Below are 22,003 nucleotides of genomic sequence, written 5' to 3'. Positions count from 1 at the left end.
TTCTTACCTCATGTACAAGGGAGTTCCGCCATGTCCTCTTCCCAGGTCTCGCCCTCCGGGCGTCCGTCCGTCACGGTCCTCGGACTCGGTCCCATGGGCCGTGCGCTGGCCGGCGCGTTCGTGTCGGCCGGCGTGCGCACCACGGTGTGGAACCGTACGCCGGGCCGGGACGCCGAGCTGGTCGCGAGGGGTGCGATCGGTGCCGGGAGCGCCACGGAGGCGGTCGCCGCGAGCCCGCTGACCGTCGTCTGCCTGGTCAACTACGACGCGACGGACGCCGTCCTGCGGCAGGACGCCGTCACGGCCGCCCTCAAGGGCCGCACCCTGGTGAACCTGTCCGCCGACACCCCGGGGCGGGCCCGGGACACCGGCCGCTGGGCCGACGACCACGGCATCCGCTATCTCGACGGCGCCATCATGACGCCGACCCCGAGCATCGGTACGCCGCAGGCCGTGTTCCTCCACAGCGGGCCGGAGGAGCTGTACCGCGAGCACCGTCCGGTGCTCGACGCCCTGGGCGGCGTCCACACGCACCTCGGCGAGGACGTGGGCCGTGCGGCGGCGTACGACATCGCGCTGCTCGACATCTTCTGGACCTCGATGTCGGGGTACGTGCACGCGCTCGCCGTGGCGGGTGCGGAGGGCATCTCGCCGACTGATCTTGCCCCGTTCGCCCAGGGCATCGGCGCGATCCTGCCGCCGCTGTTCCAGGAGCTGGCCGAGGACGTCGAGAGCGGCGGCTACTCGGGAGAGGGCAATCCGCTGACGTCCGCCGTGTCGACGATGGCGCACATCGTCCACGCCTCCGAGGCGCACGGCATCGACGCGAGCGTGATGCGCGCCGCCGAGATCCTCGCGCGCCACACCGTGGGTCTGGGGCACGGCACCGAGGGGTTCTCGCGGATCGCCGAGGTCCTCAGCCGCCGCTAGGGGGCGTCTTGTCGATCAGGCCGGGCTCGCCGGACCGAAGCAGTCCTCGGCGGGGAGCTCGGTCCCGTCCTCCGTGCGGACGCGGGTCAGGGCGAGGCCCAGGTTGCGGCCCGTGTGGGTGTCGGTTCCCGTGACGACGACGACCCCCTCGTCCTCGGTGTGGAGGACCTGACCGGGCGTCCCGGCGTAGGGGTGGTGGGTGACCGCGGCAGCGAGGATGTCGAGGCGCCGGCCGTCGTGGTGGGTGTAAGCGGTGGGGTACGCGTGGCGCCGTGCGGCGACGAGTCGCGCGAGGGTCTCGGCCGGGAGAGTCCAGTCGATCCGGCCGTCCTCGACGGAGTGGGGGTGTACGGGGACGTCGGAGCCGCCGTGCGCGCGGGGCCGGTCGCTGCTCGGGCGCTCGTACACCACGCCGGCCGGCGCGGGTTCGAGGTGGCGGTGCACGCGGCGTAAGAGGGAGCCCAGTTGCTCGCGTTCCGCCGGGCTGAGGGGGGCGAGGACGTCGTCGTCCGTCGACGCGATCTCCGCGCTGAGCTCGGTGAGGGCCGTCCGGCCCTCACCGGTCAGCCGGACCACGACACGGCGCCGGTCGGCGGGGTCCCGGACGCAGTCCACGTGGCCGGCCTTGACCAGATCGTTGACGATCTTCACAAGGTCGCTGGCGTTCATGTCGAGCCGCGTGGCGAGGGCCGTCTTCATCTGCGGGCCGAGGTCGTGGAGCAGCGCCAGTACGGTCAGGTGCCACAGGCGCAGGCCCCGCGTGGTCAGTCTGTCGGTGAGCCGCCGTCGCGCTGCCTTGCCGATCGCGGTCAGGAGGTACGCGTGGAGGTCGAGCACGCTCGGCGGCGTCACGCGGGTCGCGGGGGGTGTGGCGGGCGGCGTCGCGGTGGGTGACGCGGGGAGCGTCGTCGTGGGCTCGGCGGGGGAGCCGCCGGGTGCCGTGACCAGCGTCAGGCCGGCGTCGGCTAACACCTTGACGACCCGCGCCCAGTCGGTCGGCACGGTCGAGATGCCGACGAGGGCGACGTGCGGGCCTTCCGGGTCGTGTGCCGTTCCCGAGGCGACCGGCTGTTCCATGAACTCTTCCTTGGCGTCGGTGTGTACGGGGGAGCGGAGACCGGCCGGCGGAGAAGGTGGGTGAGGTGAACCTAAGTTGTGCGGTGACGGGCGCCGCCACGCGGATCGTCGATCGTCGTGGCGGCGGCCGCCGAAGCGCCCCGGGACCGTCCGGGGCGCCCCGGGTCAGGAGGCGTCGGGCGTTTCGGCCGGGCGCAGTTCCAGCGTGCAGCACTTGACGCTGCCGCCGGCCTTGAGGAGCTCGGAGAGGTCCACGCCGATGGGGTTGAAGCCCCGTGCGCGCAACTGTTCGGCCATTCCCGTGGCGTTGTGCGCCAGCACCACGTTGTAGCCGTCCGACGCCGCGTTGAGTCCGAAGACCGCCGCGTCCTCCGCCGTGGCGATGACGGCGTCGGGGAACAGGCGCCGCAGCACGGCGAGGCTGCCCGGCGAGAACGCCGGCGGGTAGTACGCGATCGTCTGCTCGTCGAGCACCGTCAGCGCGGTGTCGAGGTGGTAGTAGTTCGGGTCCACGAGCGTCAGCCCGATGACGGGGCGTCCGAAGAACTCCTGCGCCTCGTCGTGCGAGCGCGGATCACTGCGGAAGCCGGTACCGGCGAGCAGCCACTCGCCGACCAACAGGTAGTCGCCCTCGCCCTCGTTGACGATGTCGGCGGTGCGCAGGTCCGGGAATCCGTTGTCGCGCAGCCAGGCGTGGTAGGCCGGGCCCTCCGCTATGCGCTCGGAGTCGCGGAATCTCGCCACGAGCGCCCGGCCGTCTATGACCGTGGCGCCGTTGGCCGCGAAGACCATGTCGGGGAGGCCGGGGAGGGGTTCGATCGTGTCGACGGTGTGCCCGAGGGTCAGGTAGACCTCGCGCAGCTTCTCCCACTGGGTGATGGCCAGTTGGGTGTCGACAGGCTTCGCCGGGTCCATCCAGGGGTTGATGGAGTAGACCACGTCGAAGAAGGTGGGCCGGCACATGAGGTAGTGCCGAGGCCGTGCGGTACGCATGGTGAGGGTCCTCGTGATCAGGGGCGGTTAGTGAGGTAGCCACCCATCGAAGTGAAGTACTCGGCCGCCGTCAACTCCCGGCCGTCGTCAGTTCGTACGCGGGTGATGGCGAGGCCGTGGTTGCGGCCTGTGCGGGCGTCGGCTCCGGCGACGACGACGACGCCGTCGCCCTCCCGGTAGAAGATCCGGCCGGGCGTGCCGCCGTAACGGCCCGTGGAGACGACGGCGCCGAGGACTTCGAGCCGCTTGCCCTTGTGGAAGGTGAAAGCGGCCGGATACGGATCGGACTGGGCGCGGACCAGACGCTCGAGAACCTCGGCGGGCCAGCTCCAGTCGATCCGGATGTCCTCCTCGGCCCGCTTGTGGAAGAAGCTGGCCTGCGACCTGTCCTGCGGGGTGAACTCGGTCTGTCCGGAGGCGATCAGACCGAGTGCGCCGATCGTGACCGGGGCGATGAGGTCGACCGTCTTGTGGAAGAGGTCGGTCGCGGTGTCGGTCGGCTCCACGGTCACCGCCCGCTGCTGCACGATGTCGCCGGCGTCGAGCACCTCGTCCATCATGTGGGCCGTCACGCCCACTTCGGGCTCGCCGTTGATCAGCGCCCAGATGAGGGGCGAGAAACCGGCGTACTTCGGCAGCAGGGAGTCGTGCACGTTCAGCGTGCCGTGGCGTGGCAGCGTGTAGATGCGCGGCGGGATCCAGGTCCGCCAGTTGTTCGCCACGATGATGTCCGGATCGGCCTCCTTGAGCCGCTCGAACAGCTCCTCGTCGTCGGGCCGGTTGCGGATGACCACGGGGACTCCGTGTTCCGCCGCGAGGTCGGCGACCGAGTCGCTCCAGATCTTCTCGTACGCGTGCTCGCTCTTGGGGTGTGTCACGACCAGGACCACGTCGTGCTCGGAGCCCAGGAGCGCTTGGAGGGTGCGATGGCCCCAGGTCTGATAACCGAACATGACGACCCGCATGGGCTTCCTCCTCGGAAGAGCGATTGATCGGCGCCAAGTAAAGCAAGGCTTACCTAACATCACAACTGGGCGGAGTTTCAAGGCCGTTCACGGCCAATGTTCCGTCATTGCTCGCGACGGCCCGTCGACAGGCGCCGTCAGATCAGGTTAGCTTTACCTAAGTTCCGCTCGGGTCGCCCTCTCCGGTGCGCCCCGATGCCCCGTTCCCGGCCACGCCCCCCACAGGCGGCTCGCACGATGGGAGTGACATGTCGCAGGTTCTTCCTGGTGACACCCCTCTGGTCCACGACCTCATAGGTATCGGCTTCGGGCCGTCCAATGTGGCCATGGCGTTAGCACTCGGCGAGCACAACGCACGCGTCGGCAGGGAGGAGGCGGTCACCGCGCACTTCTTCGAGCGGCAGCCGTGCTTCGGCTGGCACCGCGGCATGCTGATCGACGACGCGACCATGCAGGTGTCCTTCCTCAAGGACCTGGTGACGCTGCGGAACCCGTCCAGCGAGTACAGCTTCCTCTGCTACCTGCAGAGCAAGGGCCGGCTGATCGACTTCGTCAACCACAAGAACCTCTTCCCGCTGCGCGTGGAGTTCCACGACTACTTCGAGTGGGCGGCGGCCAAGGTCGACGACATGGTCTCGTACGGACACGAGATCATCGCCGTCGAACCGGTCGTCCAGGACGGCGTGGTCGAGTACCTGGAGGTCACCGCCCGCGCCGGCACGGAGATCGTCGTCCACCGCGCCCGCAACCTCGTCCTCGGCACCGGACTGCGTCCCCGTATGCCGGAGGGCGTCGAGCGGAGCGAACGCGTCTGGCACAACTCCGACCTGCTGGCCAAGGTGGACTCCCTGGAGGGCACCGACCCCGAGCGGTTCGTCGTCGTGGGCGCCGGCCAGAGTGCCGCGGAGAACGTGGCCTACCTGCACCGTCGCTTCCCCGCGGCCGAGGTCTGCGCCGTCTTCTCGCGCTACGGATACAGCCCCGCCGACGACAGCGCCTTCGCCAACCGCATCTTCGACCCCGACGCGGTCGACGAGTACTACACGGCCCCCGACGACATCAAGCGCAAGCTGATGGAGTACCACGGCAACACCAACTACTCCGTGGTCGACATCGACCTCATCGACGACCTGTACCGGCAGTCGTACCAGGAGAAGGTCCTCGGCGCCGAGCGGCTGCGCTTCCTCAACGTCTCCCGGCTCACCGGCGTCGAGGACGGCCCGGACGGGGTCCGCGCCCTCGTCAGGTCCCTGGTCACCGGCGAGGAGACCGCGCTGGACGCCGACGTCGTCGTCCTGGCCACCGGCTACAGCCCCGCCGACCCCCTCGGCCTGCTCGGCGAGGTCGCAGACCGCTGCCACCGCGACGAGCAGGGCCGGCTTCGCGTCGAGCGCGACTACCGGATCGCCACCGACCCCGAACTGCGCTGCGGCATCTACCTCCAGGGCGGTACGGAGCACACCCACGGCATCACGTCGTCGCTGCTCTCCAACACCGCGATCAGGGTCGGGGAGATCCTCGACTCGGTCGTCGACCGCCGCGCGGGCGTGACCGCGGCCGCGCCCGCCGGAACCCTTCCCGCGCCCGCGTCCGCCTCGGGAGAGGCACGGCCCGTCGCCGACGGGGTCGGAACGGCCCGCTAGCGCCGTCCGCGTCCCCTCGCCGTCACGCCCTCGCCGTCCCCCCACCGTCACCCCCCCCCACGCTCCTCGTCACGCCCACCGGTACGGCACCGCCGTCCCCGGCCGTCGTGGCACGCACTGTGAATCCCCGTGAAAGGAACGTCTGTGTCCACTGGTGCACGTCCCGCTCTGTCGCGGTACGCCAGATCCGCTCCCCGCGTGGCCGCCGCCGCCGTGGCGGCGCTCGCCCTCGCCGCCTGTGGGGGCGGGACGGAGAAGTCCGGCTCCTCCTCCTCGCCCTCGGCCCCGGCCTCGGCGACGCCGGCCGACGGAGCCGGCTCGTCCTCCGCGTTCCCGGTCACCGTCGCGCACAAGTACGGCAGCACGACGATCGACAAGGAGCCGAAGACGGTCGTCACGCTCGGCCTGTCCGACCAGGACGCGGTGCTCGCGCTCGGCGTCAAGCCGGCCGGCTCCGTGGACTGGTTCAAGGAGCAGCCGTACGGCAAGTGGCCGTGGACGAAGGACAAGTGGGGCTCCACGAAGCCGGTGATCGTGGGGGAGCGCGACGAGTACAACATCGAGAAGATCGCGGCGCTCAAGCCGGATCTGGTCATCGCCCAGTACTCGGGGATGAAGAAGGAGCAGTACGACACGCTCTCCAAGTTCACCAAGGTCGTCGCCCAGCCCAAGGAGCACGCCGACTACGCGGCGCCGTGGCAGGTCATGACCCGGCAGATCGGCAAGGCGCTCGGCAAGGGCGCCGAGACCGAGAAGCTGATCGCCGACATCGACACCCGCTTCAAGGCCGTCCGCGACAAGCACCCCGAGTTCGCGCAGAAGACGCTGACCGTCGCCGACAGCTTCGAGGCCGGGAAGTACTCGGCGTTCACCAAGACCGACCCCAAGGCGATCTTCTTCGCCGGCCTCGGCTTCACACTGAAGCCGGAGATCGACACCCTGGCCAAGCCCGGGTGGAACGTCGCCGAACTCAGCGCCGAGAAGCTCGACGTCCTCGACGTCGACCGGCTGGTCTGGGTCACGTCGAGCACCGAGGCCAACGACCGCATCAAGGCCGAGCCGCTCTACAAGAAGCTCAAGGTCAACCAGGAGAAGCGCGACCTGTTCGTGCCGTACCAGGACCCGGACATCGGCGCCGCCTTCTCCTTCAACACCGTGCTGTCGATCCCGTACGCCATCGACGAGATCGAGCCGCTCCTCGCGGCCGTCAAGTGACGACGACGCGCCGCTGACAGCCTACTGACGCAACGTCAGGGAGCGTGCGGCCGAACGGGCGGCGTGGCGGTCCCGCCACGCCGCCGGTGGTCGAGACGCACCCCGCGCACGGAGGGGTGCCGAGCCGCGCCCGCGACCACCCCCACCGAAGCCCCTCCAGGGAAAGGCCACTTCGTACGATGTTTGACGTCGAGTCGGACCGGACGTCCGCTTCCGGGATCCCCCTCACCGGCGGGCAGTCCGGTATCTGGCGGGCCCGGCAACTGGATCCGGACAGCTCTGCCTACAACATCGTGTTCACGCTCGACGTCCGCGGCGCCGTCGACCTCGGCCGTCTCACCGCCGGCGTCCGCCGCGCCGTCGAGGAGGCCGAGTGCCTGCACGTGACCGTCGTGGAGGGCGCTGAGGGACCGCGGCAGGTGCCCCGCCCGTTCCCCGTCGACGTCACCGTCGTGGACCTGCGCACCGCCGCAGACCCGGAGGAGGCCGCTGCCGCGTGGACCGCCGCGGACCGGGACCGGCCCGTCGACCCGGCCCGCGGCCCCCTCTTCGCCCACGCGCTGCTGCGCCTCTCCGACGACCGGCTCCTGTGGGTCCAGCGCTACCACCACATCGTCGTCGACGGCGCCGGCGTCGCCCTCATCACCCGCCGGGCCGGCGAGTACTGCGCGGCGGGTGACCAGGCCCCGGCGGCCCCGGACGGCCCGTCCCTCGCCGGCCTCGTCGCCGCCGACCGCGCGTACCGCACGTCCGCCCGGCACGAGGAGGACCGCGCCTGGTGGGCCGACCGCATGGCCGGCCGGACCGAGCCCGTACGCCTCGTCGAGCGCGGCACGGCCCCCATGACCCGACGCCTGAGGCGTACGACGGAACTGCCCCCGCAGGTCGTCGACCGTCTCCACGCCGCCGCCCGGAGCGCGGGCGTCCGACCGTCCCGCGTCCTCCTCGCGGCCGTCGCCGCCTACCTCCACCGCGCCGTCGGCGAACAGGACCTCGTCCTCGGCCTCCCGATCGCCGCCCGCCGGGACGAGGTCTCCGCGGCCGTCCCGGGCATGGTGTCCAACATCGTGCCGCTGCGGCTGGCCGTCGGGCCCGCCGACACCGCCGCCGCCCTCGTCGCCCAGGTGCGCGACGCGGTCGCCGACGCGGTGGCCCACGGCCGCTACCGCGCCGAGGACCTGGCCAGGGAGCTGGGCCTCGTCGACGGCGTACCGGAACTCGTCGGCCCGACCGTCAACGTCCTGCCGCGCCCGGAGGGCCTGCGCTTCGGCGGGGAGGCCGACGTCCGGGCCGAGTTGTGCCCGGAGTGGCTCGGGCCGGTCAGCGACCTGGCTTTCACCTTCGCGGAGACCGAGGACCGCGCGAGCGGCCAGGACGGTCAAGGAGGTCAGGACGGTCGGGACGGTCAAGGAGGTCAGGACGGTCGGGACGGTCAAGGCGGCCAGGGCGGTCAAGGCGGCCAGGACGGCCAGGACGCTCGGGATCGCCGGGGCTTCACCCTCCACCTCGACGCCGACGCGGACGTCTGCGACGAGGCCGAACTCGGCGACCACGAGCGCCGTTTCCTCGCCCTGCTGCATGCCTTCACCGAGGACCTCGACCGGCCCGTCGGCCACCTCGAACTCACCTCCGCCGCCGAACGCACCCTGGTACTCGACGAGTTCGGTGTCGCGCCGCGCGAGGTGACCGAGCTCTCCTGGCCCGCCGCCTTCGAGCGGCAGGTCCACCGCCGGCCCGGGGCCGTCGCCCTCGTCTGCGAGGACCGGGAACTGACCTACGCCGAGCTCAACGCCGCCGCCAACCGTCTCGCCCGCCTCCTCGCCGCCCGGGGCGTCGGCGCCGAGGACGTGGTGGGCGTGGCCCTGCCCCGCTCGCCGGAACTCGTCGTGGCCCTGCTCGCCGTGATGAAGGCCGGCGCCGCCTACCTGCCGCTGGACGCGGACCACCCCCGCGACCGGCTCGCCTACATGCTGGCCGACGCCGGGGCGCGCACCGTCGTGACCGTGCGCGCGCTCGCCGGTGAGCTCCCCGCGGCGGAGGGCGTCACCCACCTCCTGCTCGACGACCGGGCGACCACGGAGGCCCTCGCCGCTCAGACGGACACCGACCCGGGCGTACCGGTCGACCTCGACCAGGCCGCGTACGTCATCTACACCTCCGGCTCGACGGGCCGCCCCAAGGGCGTCGTCGTCCCGCACGACGGCGTCGGCAGCCTCATCGCCACCGCGACCGACCGGATCGGCATCACCGCCGACAGCCGCGTCGTCCAGTTCGCCTCCGTCGGCTTCGACGTGACGGTGTGGGACCTGATCATGTCGCTCTGCGTCGGCGGCCGGATCATCGTCGTCCCGGCCGAGCGGCGCGTCGCGGGCCCCGCGCTCACCGACTACATCGCGCGCCACGGCGCCACCCACATGATCCTGCCGCCTTCGCTGGTCTCGGCACTGCCGCAGGAGTGCGAACTCCCCCCGGGCGCCGTGCTCGTCGTCGGCACCGAGGCGGTTCCCGGCGAGCTGATCGCCCGCTGGGACGGCAGGCTCCGGGTCGTCGTCGCGTACGGCCTCACGGAGGCGAGCGTCAACTCCACCCTCTGGCTCGCCGAGCCCGACCGGCCGGGCCCCGCGCCCATCGGCCGACCCGACCCCAACACCCGCGCCTACGTGCTCGACACGGCGCTCCGCCCCGTCCCCGTCGGAGCGGAGGGCGAGCTGTACGTGGCCGGGCGCGGCCTCGCGCGCGGCTATCTGGGCCGCGCGGGGCTGACCTCGGAGCGGTTCGTCGCCGACCCCCACGGCGAGCCCGGCACCCGGATGTACCGCACCGGCGACCGGGTCCGCTGGGGCGCCGACGGCAACCTGGAGTTCCTCGGCCGCGCGGACGGCCAGATCAAGATCAGGGGCCACCGGATCGAGCCCGGCGAGATCGAGAGCGCCCTCATGGCCTGCCCGGGCATCGCCCAGGCCGCCGTCCTCGCCCGCGAGGACCACCGGGGCGTCAAGCGGCTCGTGGCCTACCTGGTCGCGGAGGCGGGAGGCGCGGAGGCCGAGGCCGCCGTGACGGCCGCACGGGCCCGGGTGACCGACACGCTGCCCGACCACATGGTCCCGTCGGCCGTCGTCGTCCTCGAAGGCCCGCTCCCGCTGACCCCCAACGGCAAGCTCGACGGCAAGGCGCTGCCGGAGCCACGGTGGACGGCCCTGACCGGTGCCGACACCCCGGGTACCCCGGGTACCCCGGCCGAGACCGTGCTCGCCGCACTCTTCGCCCAGGTCCTGGGCCTGCCGTCGGTGGGCGTCCACGACAGCTTCTTCGAACTGGGCGGGGACAGCATCGTCGCCATCCAGCTCGTGTACCGGGCCCGGGAGGCCGGACTCGTGATCACCCCGCGCGAGGTGTTCCGGCACCGGACCGTCGCCGCGCTCGCCCGGATCGCCGGCGAGTCCACCGCACCCGCCCCCGCGACCCACGCGGAACTCGACGTGGAGGCCCTGCCCGTCTCCCCGCTCCAGGAAGGCTTCTTCTTCCACGCGGAGTTCGACGACCGCGCCGCCGACCTCTACCTCGTCCAGGAACTCCTCGACCTCACGGGCCCCGTCGACCCCGACCGCCTGCGCGGCTCGCTCCAACTCCTCCTCGACCGGCACCCGCTGCTACGCGCCTCCTTCCGCCAGCTGCCCGGAGGCGAGATCGTCCAGCGGCTCGCCGAGCACGTGACCCTGCCGTGGCGGGAGGCCGACACCGCCACCACCGGACTCGACGCACTCCTGCGCGCCGACCGCGCCGAGCGGTTCGACCTGGACCGGCCGCCCCTGCTGCGCGCCACCCTCGTCAGGGACGGGCAGCGCCACCGGCTCCTCCTCACGCTGCACCACATCGTCGCCGACGGCTGGTCCGTCGCGGTGCTGCTCCGTGAACTGACCGCCGCGTACGAGGGCGCCGACCTCCCCGAGCCCGTCGCCCCGGAGCCGTACCTGGCCTGGCTCGCGGGCCGGGACCGGGACGCCGCCCGCGAGGCCTGGCGCGAGGCCCTCGACGGGCTCGCCGGCCCGACCCTGCTGCCCGACCTCTCCGCCACGGGCACCGCCGGCGTGACCGCCCGGCCCGAGCGCGTCGACACCCGGCTTCCCCAGGGCCTCACCGACGAGCTGACCTCCTACGCCCGGAGCCGCGGCCTGACCCTGAGCACCGTCCTCCACGGTGTCTGGGGTCTGCTCCTCGGCGCCCTGACCGGACGCCAGGACGTCGTCTTCGGCACCACCGTGTCCGGGCGGACCACGGAGGTCGCGGGCCTCGACTCCGCCGTGGGCCTCTTCATCAACACGGTCCCCGCCCGCGTCACCCTGCGCCCCGACGAGTCGCTCACCGGCCTCCTGCGGCGCGTCCAGGACGAGCACAGCGCCCTCCTCGACCACCAGCACCTCGGCCTCGCCGACATCCAGCGGATCGCGGGCGGCGGCGAACTCTTCGACACGCTCCTGGTGTGGGAGAACCACCCGACCGGCGACGGGCCCGGGCAGGCGGAACCCGACCGGCTCCGCGTCACCGGCGCCGAGATCCTCGACGCCGTGCACTACCCGCTCGCGCTCGTCGTCGAGCCGGCCGACGGCGGTCTGCTGCTGCGGTTCAAGCACGACGCGGCCCGACTCGACCGGATCGCGGTGGCCGTCCTCGCCGGCCGGTTCACGGCCCTCCTGCGGACCGTCGTCACGGAACCCGACCGCCTCGTCGGGCGCACCGGGGTGCTCTCCGTCCGCGAGCAAGGACACCTCGCGGAGCTCAACGCGACCGGGCACCCCGTCGCCGGGGCGACCCTCGCCTCGCTCGTCGCCGCACGGGTGGCGGAGACCCCGCACGCCCCGGCCGTCGTCTTCGAGGGCACCACCCTCTCGTACGCGGAACTCGACGTGCGTGCCGAGGAGTTGGCCCGTCGGCTCCGGGCGCGCGGCGCGGGCCCCGAGCAGTACGTCGCCGTCGCGGTGCCCCGCTCCGCCGAACTGATGGTCGCGCTCCTCGGCGTCCTCAAGGCGGGCGCCGCCTACCTGCCCGTCGACCTCGACTACCCGGCCGACCGGGTCGCCTTCATGCTCACCGACTCGGGCGCGCGGCTGGTCGTGACGACCGAGGAGGCGGCCGGGCGGCTGCCCGTCGTGCCGGGTCTCGACCGTCTCGTCGTGGGGGAGGAGGGACGGGGCGGGCCCGCCTCCGAGGCACCCGCGCGGCCCGCGGGCCCCGACCATCCCGCGGACCCCGACCATCCCGCGGGCCCCGACCACCCGGCGTACCTGATCTACACCTCGGGCTCCACCGGCCGTCCCAAGGGCGTCGCCGTCACCCACCGGGCCGTGGTCAACCGGCTCGCCTGGATGCAGCACACGTACGGGCTGACCGCCGACGACCGGGTCCTCCAGAAGACCCCCTCCAGCTTCGACGTGTCGGTGTGGGAGTTCTTCTGGCCGCTGACCGAGGGGGCGACCGTCGTCCTCGCCCACCCCGACGGCCACCGCGACCCCGCCTACCTGGCCGGTCTGATCCACGACCGGGCCGTCACCACGGTCCACTTCGTGCCGTCGATGCTGGCGGCGTTCGTCCAGGTCATGGAGACCGCCACGGACCTTCCCGACTGGGCGGCGAGCCTCCGCCGGGTGTTCTGCAGCGGCGAGGCGCTCACCGGCGCCGACGCCCGCCGCTGGTGGGACCTCACCGCGCGGACCGCCCCCGGCCGGGGACCCGTGCCGCTGCACAACCTCTACGGCCCCACCGAGGCCGCCGTGGACGTCACGTACTTCCCGTACGAGGGCGGTGCGGAACCGGCCGTCCCCATCGGCCGGCCCGTGTGGAACACCCGGCTGTACGTCCTGGACCCGTTCCTGCGCCCGGTCCCTGACGGGGTGCCGGGCGAGCTGTACCTCGCGGGCGTCCAGCTGGCACGGGCCTACCACGACCGGCCCGGGCTGACCGCCGAGCGGTTCGTGGCCGATCCGTTCGGGGCGCCGGGGGAGAGGATGTACCGCACGGGCGACCTCGTGCGGCGCCGCTCCGACGGCGCGGTCGAGTACCTCGGGCGCACCGACCGCCAGGTCAAGGTCCGCGGCAACCGCGTCGAACCGGGCGAGGTCGAGACCGCCCTCGCGGCCCTGCCGGGGGTGGCCCGCGCCGCCGTGATCGTCCGCGACGGGGCCCTCGTCGCGTACGCGGTCCCGACCCCGGCCGGAGCCGCCCCGGCGCCCGACGTACCCACGGCCACGGCCGCTGCCTCCGCCCCTGCCTCCGCGTCCGCCTCCGTCCCTGCCCCCGCGTCCGCCTCCGTTCCCGCCCCCGCGTCCGCCGTCGTCCCCGACTCCGCGTCGCTGCGTGCCGCGCTCGCCGAAGCGCTGCCCGCCGCCATGGTGCCGAGCGTCGTCGTGGTCGTCGCCGAGCTGCCGTTGACGCCCAGCGGCAAGCTCGACCAGAACGCCCTGCCCGCCCCCGAGGCAGTGCCCCGGGCCGGCGGACGCGGGCCCCGTGACGAGCGGGAGAGCATCCTGTGCGCGATCTTCGCCGACGTCCTGGGTGTGCCGGGGACCGGCGTCGACGACGACTTCTTCGTCCTGGGCGGCGACAGCCTCAGCTCCATCACCGTCGCCACCCGGGCCCGCGAACAGGGGCTGACGCTCAGCCCGCGTGACGTGTTCGCCTGCCGCACCCCCGCGGCCCTCGCCGAGGCGGCCGCACACGCGGCCCCCGCCCCCGCCCCGGCCGACCCGGCCGCACCCCTGACACCCCAGACAGCCCAGACAGCCGAGGTACCCGTGCAGCCCGACGGCGTGACCGTCTCCGCATCCGACGCCGGGCAGGCCGCCGCCGCCCTCCAGGCCGTCCTCGCCCTCCAGCAGCAGTCCGGCGCCGCCGTCGACCCGGCCCTCAAGGCCCTGCTCGACCAGCTGACCGCCGCCGCGCCCCCGCAGCCACCGGCCCCGGTCCCGGCCCCCTTGGGCGGACTCGTCCTCACCGCCGAGGAGACCGCGCGCGTCCACGCCGCCGCCGGACTGCCCGTCGCGGACGTCTGGCCGCTCTCCCCGCTGCAGGAGGGCATGTACTTCCACGCCACCTACGACGCGGGCGACGCACTCGACGTCTACCAGTCCCAGGAGGCCCTGGACTTCGACCGCCGGGTCGACGCCGACCGGCTGCGGGCCGCCTGCCGCACCCTCCTCGCGCGCAACACCGGCCTGCGCGCCGGGTTCACCAGCGACGGCCTGCCCCGGCCCGTCCAGTTCATCGTGGACGGCGCCGAGATCCCCCTGGTGGAGGTGGACCTGAGCGGGCTGCCCGAGGAGGAGCGGCGGGCCCGGGTGGAGGAGCTGCTCGCCGCCGACCGCCGGCGGCGCTTCGACCTGTCCGCCGCGCCGCTCTGCCGCCTGCTGCTGATCCGTCTCGGCGACGGCCGGGACCGGCTCGTCCTCACCCATCACCTCATCCTCTGGGACGGCTGGTCCGCCTGGCTGTTCCTGGAGGAGCTGTTCACCCTGTACGAGCGGGCCGGCGACGCCACCGGACTGCCGCTGCCCGGCTCGTACCGCGACTACCTGGCCTGGCTCGACGCCCAGGACACCGCGGCCGCCCTCGACGCCTGGCGCACGGCCCTCGCCGGATTCGACGAGCCGACGCTCGTCGCCCCGGCCGGCCGCGACGCGGGACCGGTCATCCCGGCCGACTTCGACGCCCTCCTCGGCGAGGAGAGCAGCGACCGGCTCCGGGCCCTCGCCCGGCGGCACGGACTCACCCTGAACACCGTGCTGAACGCGGCCTGGGGGCTCGTCCTCTCGGCGCTGACGGGCCGTGGAGACGTGGTCTTCGGCACGGCGGTCGCCGGGCGTCCGACGGACGTCCCGCACGTGGCCGGCATCATCGGCATGTTCCTGAACACCGTCCCCGCCCGGATCGCCTTCGCCCCGGGCGAGCCCCTGCTCGACCTGCTGCGGCGGATCCAGTCCGAGCGCGTGTCCGTCATGCCGTACGAGTACGTGGGACTCGGCACGCTCCAGCAGGAGACGGGCCACCGCCGCCTCTTCGACACCCTGTTCGTGCTCCGCTCGGCCGACGGCGAGGAGCGCGCGGCGGAGCTGCGGGCGCGGCACGGCATCACCGACGTGTCGAACGTCGACGGCACCCACTTCCCGCTCACGCTGATCGTCACCCCCGGCGCGCGGCTGCGGGTGACGCTTGCCGCCCGGCCCGACCTGTTCGACGCGGAGGCCGCCGGCACGATCCTCGCCCGGTTCACGACGGTCCTCGACCGGCTGGGCGAAGCCCTGGAAGCCGGGGGATCCGGGGGATCCGGGGGATCCGGGGAAGGCGGGGAGGCCGGGGGAGGCCCGGCTCCCCGTACCGCCGGAGTGGACCTGCTGCTGCCCGAGGAGCGGGCCGCGCTGGTCTCCGGCCGGGCGGCCACCCGCGAGGAGGTGCCGGACGAGACCGTCGCCGACATGCTGACGGCCCAGGTCGCCCGTACCCCCGACGCGGTGGCGCTCGTCTTCGGTGACCGCTCCCTCACGTACGCCGAACTGGACGCGCAGATCAACCGCCTGGCCCGGCTGCTGCTCGCCCGTGGCGCCGGACCCGAGAAGGTCGTGGCGCTCGCGCTGCCCCGGTCCATCGAGATGGTCGCCGCGCTCTTCGCCGTCCTGCGGACGGGCTCCGCCTACCTGCCGCTCGACCTCGACCACCCGGCCGACCGGCTGCGCCTGATGGCCGAGGACACCGGACCGCTGTGCCTGCTGTCCACGACCGCCGTCGCCCCGACGCTGCGCGGCGCGGACGGACCCGTCGCCCCCGAGGTCCTCCTCGACGACCCGCACGTGACAGCCAAGCTGGCGGCACTGCCCGACGGCGAGATCACCGACGCCGAGCGGCCCGCGTTCGCCCGCGGTGTGCCGGGCCGCCTGGAGCACCCCGCGTACGTCATCTACACCTCCGGCTCCACCGGCCGGCCGAAGGGCGTCGTCACCCCCTACAGGGGCCTGACGAACATGCAGCTCAACCACCAGAAGGAGGTCTTCGCCCCGGCCATCGCCTCGGCAGGCGGCCGACGACTGCGCATCGCGCACACCGTCTCCTTCGCCTTCGACATGTCCTGGGAGGAGCTGCTCTGGCTCGTCGAGGGCCACGAGGTGCACGTCTGCGACGAGGAACTCCGCCGCGACGCCGAGGCCCTCGTCGCGTACTGCGACGAACACCGCGTCGACGTCGTCAACGTGACCCCCACCTACGCCCAGCTGCTGATCGAGGAGGGCCTGCTCGACCGGGACGAGGCCACGGGCCGGCACCGGCCCGCCCTGGTCCTGCTCGGCGGCGAGGCCGTGCCCGACACCGTGTGGACGCGGCTGCGCGACACCGAGGGAACGTACGGCTACAACCTGTACGGCCCCACCGAGTACACGATCAACACGCTCGGCGGCTCCACCACCGAGAGCGCGACGTCCACGGTCGGCACGGCCATCCGCAACACCCGCGCCCATGTGCTCGACGCGATGCTGCGCCCCGTCCCCCCGGGCTGCCCCGGCGAGCTGTACATCGCCGGAACCGGCCTCGCCCGCGGCTACCAGGACCGGGCCGCCCTGACGGCCGAGCGGTTCGTCGCCGACCCGTTCGGCGAGCCCGGGGAGCGGATGTACCGCACGGGCGACCTCGTACGGCAGCGCCCCGACGGCCTGCTCGACTTCCTCGGCCGCACCGACGACCAGGTCAAGATCCGCGGCTACCGCATCGAGCTCGGTGAGATCGCCACGGCCCTGTCGGCGCACCCGGAGGTCGCCCACGCCGCCGTGGTCGTCCACGAGACCGCCGGGACGAAGCGGCTGGTCGGCTATCTCGTACGGGAGGACTCCGCCGAACCCGACGAGACGCTCGTCCCACGGCTGCGCGAGCACCTGAAGACCGGCCTGCCCGACTACATGATCCCGTCCGCGCTGGTCACCGTGGCGACCCTGCCGCTGACCGTCAACGGCAAGCTGGACGTCAGGGCCCTGCCCGCACCCGACCTCGTCGGCACCGGCCGGACCCGCGCGCCGCGCACCCCGCAGGAGGAGACGCTCTGCGCGCTCTTCGCGGAGGTCCTCGGCCTCGCCGAGGGCGGTGTCGGCATCGACAGCGACTTCTTCGACCTGGGCGGGCACTCGCTCCTCGCCACCCGCCTCGTCAGCCGCGCCCGCACCGCGCTCGACGCCGAGCTCGCGATCCGCGACCTCTTCGAGGCGCCCACCGTCGCCGAGCTCGTGGAGCGCGCGGCGGCCTCGCGCGGCGCCGCCCGACCCGCCCTGACGGCCGGCCCGGCGGACGGGCGGCCCGGTGAACTGCCGCTGTCCCACGCCCAGCAGCGCCTGTGGGTCATCCAGCAGATCGAGTGCACCTCCGCCGCGTACAACTTCCCGCTCGTCATGCGGCTGCGCGGCGCCCTCGACCGTGACGCCTGGCGCGCCGCCCTCGCCGACGTGACCGACCGCCACGAAGCGCTCCGCACGGTCTTCGCCGAGCGCGACGGCCACGCGTTCCAGCGGGTCCTGCCCGCCGGAGCCGCACCCGTCGTGGAGCACCTCCGCGCCGCCGAGGAGGAGGTGCCCGGCATCGTCGACGCGGCCGTCCGGCGGCCGTTCGACCTCGCCGGCGAACTGCCGGTCCGCGCCACGATCGTGGAGGTGGCGCCCGACGACCACGTCGTGGTGCTGCTCCTGCACCACATCACCACCGACGAGTGGTCCGACCGGCCCTTCCTCCGGGACCTGACCGCCGCCTACACGGCCCGCCTCGACGGCGCCGCCCCCGACTGGGAGCCGCTGCCCGTCCAGTACGCCGACTACGCCCTCTGGCAGCAGCGCCTCCTGGGCGACCCGGCCGACCCGGCGAGCCTCGCGGCCCGGCAGCTGGAGCACTGGAGCACGGTCCTGGCCGGCGCGCCCGAGGAGCTGGAGCTGCCCACCGACCGGCCGCGGCCCGCCCGCCCGGCGTTCACCGGCGCCGAGCTGGACGTCACCTTCGACCGCACGGTCCACGAGGGCCTCAGGAAGCTCGCCCGCGAGACCGGCGCCAGCATGTTCATGGTGGTGCACGCGGCCGTGGCCGCCCTGCTCCACCGCCTCGGCGCGGGCACCGACATCCCCCTCGGCGCACCCATCGCCGGCCGCGGCGACGAGGCCCTGGACGAGCTGGTCGGCTTCTTCGTCAACACCCTGGTGCTGCGGACGGACCTGTCCGGCGACCCCGGCTTCACCGAACTCCTGCGCCGGGTGCGCACGACCGACCTGGCCGCGTTCTCCCACGCGGACGTCCCCTTCGAAGCGGTCGTGGAGAAGCTCAACCCGACCCGTTCCCTCTCCCGGAACCCGCTGTTCCAGGTGATGGTCGGCTATCACGCCCGTACCGACGACGAGCTGCGGCTGCCCGGACTCCAGGCGCGGTACGTGCCGTTCCGGACCGGCTCCGCCAAGTTCGACCTGGTGTTCAGCTTCACCGAGCGCACCTCCACCGACGGCGCCGACAGCGACTTCCTCGGCTGCCGACTGGAGTTCGCCACCGAACTCTTCGACCGGTCGACCGCCGAGCTCATCGCCGACCGGCTCCGCCGGCTCGTCGGGGCACTCGTCGCCGCCCCCGACCAGCCGGTGTCGCGGGCCGAGATCCTCTCCGCGGAGGAACGCGGCCTCGTCCTCGAAGGCTTCAACGGCCTGCCCCGCGAGGTCGACGAGGAGACCCTGCCCGCCCTCTTCGCCCGGTGGGTCGCCGAACGCCCGGACGCCGTCGCCGTCGTGGAGCGCTCCCGGCCCGTGACGTACGCCCAGCTGGACGCCCGCGCCAACCGCCTCGCCCGGCTGCTCGCCGCCCGGGGCGTCGGCGCCGAGAGCGTGGTCGGTGTGGCCGTGCCGCGCTCGGTGGACATGATCGCGACGGTCGTCGCCGCGCTGAAGCTGGGCGCCGCGTTCCTGCCGCTCGACCTCGTCCACCCCGGCGACCGCCTCGCGTACATGATCGAGAACTCGGGAGCGGCCGTCGTCGTGGGCACCGAGCCGGTCGCGGGGAAGATCCCCGACGTCACGGGCGTCCCGGTGGTCCTCCTCGACGACCCGGACACCGCCGCCGAGCTGGCCGCGCTGCCCGGGACGCCGCACGCCGGCGGACCCGTCGGCCTGCACCAGGCCGCGTACGTCATCTACACCTCCGGCTCGACCGGCCGCCCCAAGGGCGTCGTCGTCCCGCACGAGGGCATCGCCAGCCTCGTCGCCACCGCCGTCGACCGGATGGGCCTCGAACACGACAGCCGCGTCCTCCAGTTCGCCTCCATCGGCTTCGACGTCTTCGCCTTCGAACTCGCCATGGCGCTCTGCCACGGCGGGCGGCTCGTGCTCGTCACCGACGAGGCCAGGGTCGCGGGCCCCGCGCTCACCGACTTCCTCGCGGACCAGCGGATCACCCACATGATCCTGCCGCCCTCGCTGGTGTCGGCGCTGCCCCCCGGCTGCGTCCTGCCCGAGGGCTCGACCGTCCTGGTCGGCACCGAGACCGTGCCGCCGGACCTCTTCGAACGCTTCGGCGCGACCGCGGACCTGATCTGCGCCTACGGACTCACCGAGGCGACCGTCAACTCCACGCTGTGGCCCGCCCGCGAACACGGCGGCCGCGCCTCCGGCCGGGTGCCGATCGGCCGCCCCGACCCCAACACCCGCTGCTACGTCCTCGACGAGCACCTGCGGCCGGTGCCGCCCGGTGTCGTCGGTGAGCTGTACGTCGCCGGGCGCGGCCTCGCCCGGGGCTACCTCGGGCAGCCGGGGCTCACCGCGGAACGGTTCGTCGCCGACCCGTTCGGCGCGCCCGGCGCCCGGATGTACCGCACCGGCGACCGGGCCCGCTGGCGGGCCGACGGGAACCTCGACTTCCTCGGCCGGGTCGACACCCAGGTGAAGATCCGCGGCTTCCGCATCGAGCTCGGCGAGATCGAGGCCGCGCTCGCCGGCCACCCGTCCGTCGCCCAGGCCGCCGTCCTGCCCGACCGTGACGGCGACATCGTCCGGCTCGTCGGTTACGCCGTACCCGAGACCGTGGAGGGCGCCCCGCGCGCACTCGACCCGCGGGAGCTCCGCGCCCATGTCGCCGGGCAGCTCCCCGAGTACATGGTCCCGGCCCTCGTCGTCGCCCTGGACGGCCCGCTGCCGCTCACCCCCAACGGCAAGCTCGACCACAAGGCGCTGCCCGCGCCGGAGTGGTCCGCGATGACCGGCGACGCCCGCCCCGCCACCGGGACACAGGCCCGGCTCGCCGAGCTGTTCTGCGAGATCCTCAAGCTGGACGGCGTGGGTGCGCACGACAGCTTCTTCGCGCTCGGCGGCCACTCCATGGCCTCGATGCGGCTCCTGGGCCGGATCCGCGCGGAGTTCGGCGTCGAGCTGAGCATCCGGGACGTCTTCGACGCGCTGACCGTCGCCGGCATCGCCGGCAAGCTGGACGGCGCCTCCGCCGCGCGGCCCGCCCTGCGCCCGGCACGGGACACGACGGCCGACGGCACCGACCGGCCGGTGGCGCCCGTCCAGCGATGGCAGTGGGAGGCCTACCGGCGCAGCCCGGGCTTCGACCACGCGCTGGTCCTGCGCTCGCCCGGCGGCCTCGACGCCGACGTCCTCGCCGCGGCCCTCGCCGATGTGACGGCCCGGCACGAGCCGCTGCGCACCGCCTTCACCGAGCGCGACGGCACGGTACTCCGACGGGCCGTCGAGGCACCGGTGCCGACCTCGGAGCGCTGCGCGGACCTGGACGCCCGCATCGCCGAACTGGCCACGCGGGCACCGGACCTGGAGCGGGAGCCCGCACTGCGGGTCCGGCTGCTCACCGGACCCGACGGCGCCCAGGCCCTTCTGGTGACCCTCCACTACCTGGCGGCGGACGAGTGGTCGGTGGTCCCGCTCTTCCGTGACCTCACCACGGCCTACACCGCCCGCGCGGCCGGCCTGCCGCCCGCCTGGGAGCCGCTCCCGGTGACGTACGCCGACTACAGCCGCTGGGCGAGCGAGCTCCTCGGTGACCTCGACGACCCGGGCAGCCGAGGCGGCGGTCAACTCGCCTACTGGCGGCGGACGCTCATGGGTGCCCCGCGCGAAATCGCGCTGCCGGCCGACGTGCCGAGCGCAGCGCCCGAGGTGCCGAGCGCAGCGCCCGAGGTGTCGAACGCGGCACCGGACGTGCCGAGCGCAGGACCCGACGTGCCCAGCGTCCGGGCCGAGGGGCGCGTGGCCCGAGGGGCGGCCGGGCACGTCGAGTTCGTCCTCGACGCGCAGCTGCACGCGGACGTGGACCGGCTCGCCCGGGCGACCGGCACCAGCATGTTCATGGTCCTGCACTCGGCCCTCGCGACGCTGCTCACCGCCCACGGCGCGGGCACCGACCTGCCCATGGGCACGATGGTCGCGGGGCGCACCGACGACCGGCTCGCCGACCTGGTGGGCTGCCTCTTCAACACGGTCCTGCTCCGCACCGACACCGCCGGCGACCCGACCTTCGCCGAACTGCTCACCCGCGTACGGGAGACCACGCTGAGCGCCCTGGACCGGCAGGACGTCCCGTTCGACGCGGTCGTCCGGGCGGCCGGTCTTCGACCCGAGGGCCCGCAGGTCATGGTGATCCACCATGAACAGGCGGACCTCGACCGGCTGGAGGGCGGCGTGGGCGCCCTCCAGGCCGTGCCGACCGGCTCGGCGCGGGCGGAGCTGACGCTCTCCTTCCACGAGCCGCGCGGCGAAGGACCCGTGCACTGCGCGATCATCCACGCCCACGAGCGGATCGGCGCGGCACGGGCCCGCCGGCTCGCCGAAGAACTCCGGACCCTGCTGCGTACGGTGACCACCGACGCCGGACAGCCGCTGTCCACGCTGTTCGACGTCATATCCACGAGGAGTGAGAACGCATGACGACCAACCCCTTCGAGGACCCGCAGGGCCGCGGCCGGTTCCTGGTCCTGGTCAACGAGGAGAACCAGCACTCGCTGTGGCCCTCCTTCGCCGAGGTGCCCGCCGGCTGGCGGACCGTCTTCGGTGAGGACACCCGCGAGGCGTGCCTGGAGTACGTCGAGTCCCACTGGACCGACCTGCGCCCCGCGAGCCTCGTCGGCCGGCAGGGCTGAACACGAAGGAGGGGCGCCACGACGAACCGTCGTGGCGCCCC

At 73.5% G+C, this 22,003-nt stretch carries 8 protein-coding genes; 5 read left to right on the top strand and 3 right to left on the bottom strand.

All coding sequences use genetic code 11. The annotated features are described in order from the left end of the window. Positions 1-30 precede the first annotated feature (30 nt). Positions 31-930 (top strand): NAD(P)-dependent oxidoreductase, encoded by a 900-nt coding sequence (locus OG580_RS02915; RefSeq protein ID WP_267042060.1) that lies wholly within the window; start codon positions 31-33, stop codon positions 928-930. A gap of 15 nt (positions 931-945) precedes the next feature. Here the strand turns inward: OG580_RS02915 and OG580_RS02910 are convergent, their stop codons facing one another. The 3 genes from OG580_RS02910 to OG580_RS02900 all read right to left on the bottom strand — a co-directional run bounded on the left by OG580_RS02910 (position 946) and on the right by OG580_RS02900 (position 3,965). Then, the gene (locus OG580_RS02910) at positions 946-2,007 is read right to left on the bottom strand and encodes a winged helix DNA-binding protein (RefSeq protein ID WP_267042059.1); all 1,062 of its coding nucleotides are present in this window, start codon (positions 2,005-2,007) and stop codon (positions 946-948) included. 165 nt (positions 2,008-2,172) lie between these two features. Then, the gene (ddaH, locus tag OG580_RS02905; RefSeq protein WP_267042058.1) at positions 2,173-3,000 is read right to left on the bottom strand and encodes a dimethylargininase; all 828 of its coding nucleotides are present in this window, start codon (positions 2,998-3,000) and stop codon (positions 2,173-2,175) included. A gap of 17 nt (positions 3,001-3,017) precedes the next feature. Beyond that, on the bottom strand, positions 3,018-3,965 hold the full coding sequence (locus tag OG580_RS02900; protein ID WP_267042057.1) for a methionyl-tRNA formyltransferase: 948 nt from the start codon (positions 3,963-3,965) through the stop codon (positions 3,018-3,020). 248 nt (positions 3,966-4,213) lie between these two features. Here OG580_RS02900 and OG580_RS02895 point away from each other — a divergent pair, with 248 nt between their 5' ends. The 4 genes from OG580_RS02895 to OG580_RS02880 all read left to right on the top strand — a co-directional run bounded on the left by OG580_RS02895 (position 4,214) and on the right by OG580_RS02880 (position 21,962). Further along, positions 4,214-5,608 (top strand): lysine N(6)-hydroxylase/L-ornithine N(5)-oxygenase family protein, encoded by a 1,395-nt coding sequence (locus OG580_RS02895; protein WP_267042056.1) that lies wholly within the window; start codon positions 4,214-4,216, stop codon positions 5,606-5,608. A gap of 198 nt (positions 5,609-5,806) precedes the next feature. Beyond that, a complete protein-coding gene (locus OG580_RS02890; RefSeq protein ID WP_267042055.1) occupies positions 5,807-6,823 on the top strand; it encodes an iron-siderophore ABC transporter substrate-binding protein in 1,017 nt (338 codons plus the stop codon). Positions 6,824-7,002: 179 nt separating this feature from the next. Beyond that, on the top strand, positions 7,003-21,750 hold the full coding sequence (locus OG580_RS02885) for a non-ribosomal peptide synthetase (protein ID WP_267042054.1): 14,748 nt from the start codon (positions 7,003-7,005) through the stop codon (positions 21,748-21,750). Continuing rightward, the gene (locus OG580_RS02880) at positions 21,747-21,962 is read left to right on the top strand and encodes an MbtH family protein (RefSeq protein ID WP_267042053.1); all 216 of its coding nucleotides are present in this window, start codon (positions 21,747-21,749) and stop codon (positions 21,960-21,962) included. The genes OG580_RS02885 and OG580_RS02880 overlap by 4 nt, the downstream gene beginning before the upstream one ends. Positions 21,963-22,003: the final 41 nt, after the last annotated feature.

Source organism: Streptomyces sp. NBC_00094, from assembly GCF_026343125.1.
Classification (GTDB): domain Bacteria; phylum Actinomycetota; class Actinomycetes; order Streptomycetales; family Streptomycetaceae; genus Streptomyces.
The sequence above is the reverse complement of the archived record's forward strand: the minus strand, read 5'-3'. Positions and strand labels throughout refer to the sequence as shown.

Bases quoted from the DNA above. Each gene is read 5' to 3' on its own strand.
- OG580_RS02885 (WP_267042054.1), top strand. From the start codon at position 7,003: ATGTTTGACGTCGAGTCGGACCGGACGTCCGCTTCCGGGATCCCCCTC.
- OG580_RS02880 (WP_267042053.1), top strand. From the start codon at position 21,747: ATGACGACCAACCCCTTCGAGGACCCGCAGGGCCGCGGCCGGTTCCTG.
- OG580_RS02900 (WP_267042057.1), bottom strand. From the start codon at position 3,965: ATGCGGGTCGTCATGTTCGGTTATCAGACCTGGGGCCATCGCACCCTC.
- OG580_RS02915 (WP_267042060.1), top strand. From the start codon at position 31: ATGTCCTCTTCCCAGGTCTCGCCCTCCGGGCGTCCGTCCGTCACGGTC.
- OG580_RS02910 (WP_267042059.1), bottom strand. From the start codon at position 2,007: ATGGAACAGCCGGTCGCCTCGGGAACGGCACACGACCCGGAAGGCCCG.
- ddaH (WP_267042058.1), bottom strand. From the start codon at position 3,000: ATGCGTACCGCACGGCCTCGGCACTACCTCATGTGCCGGCCCACCTTC.
- OG580_RS02895 (WP_267042056.1), top strand. From the start codon at position 4,214: ATGTCGCAGGTTCTTCCTGGTGACACCCCTCTGGTCCACGACCTCATA.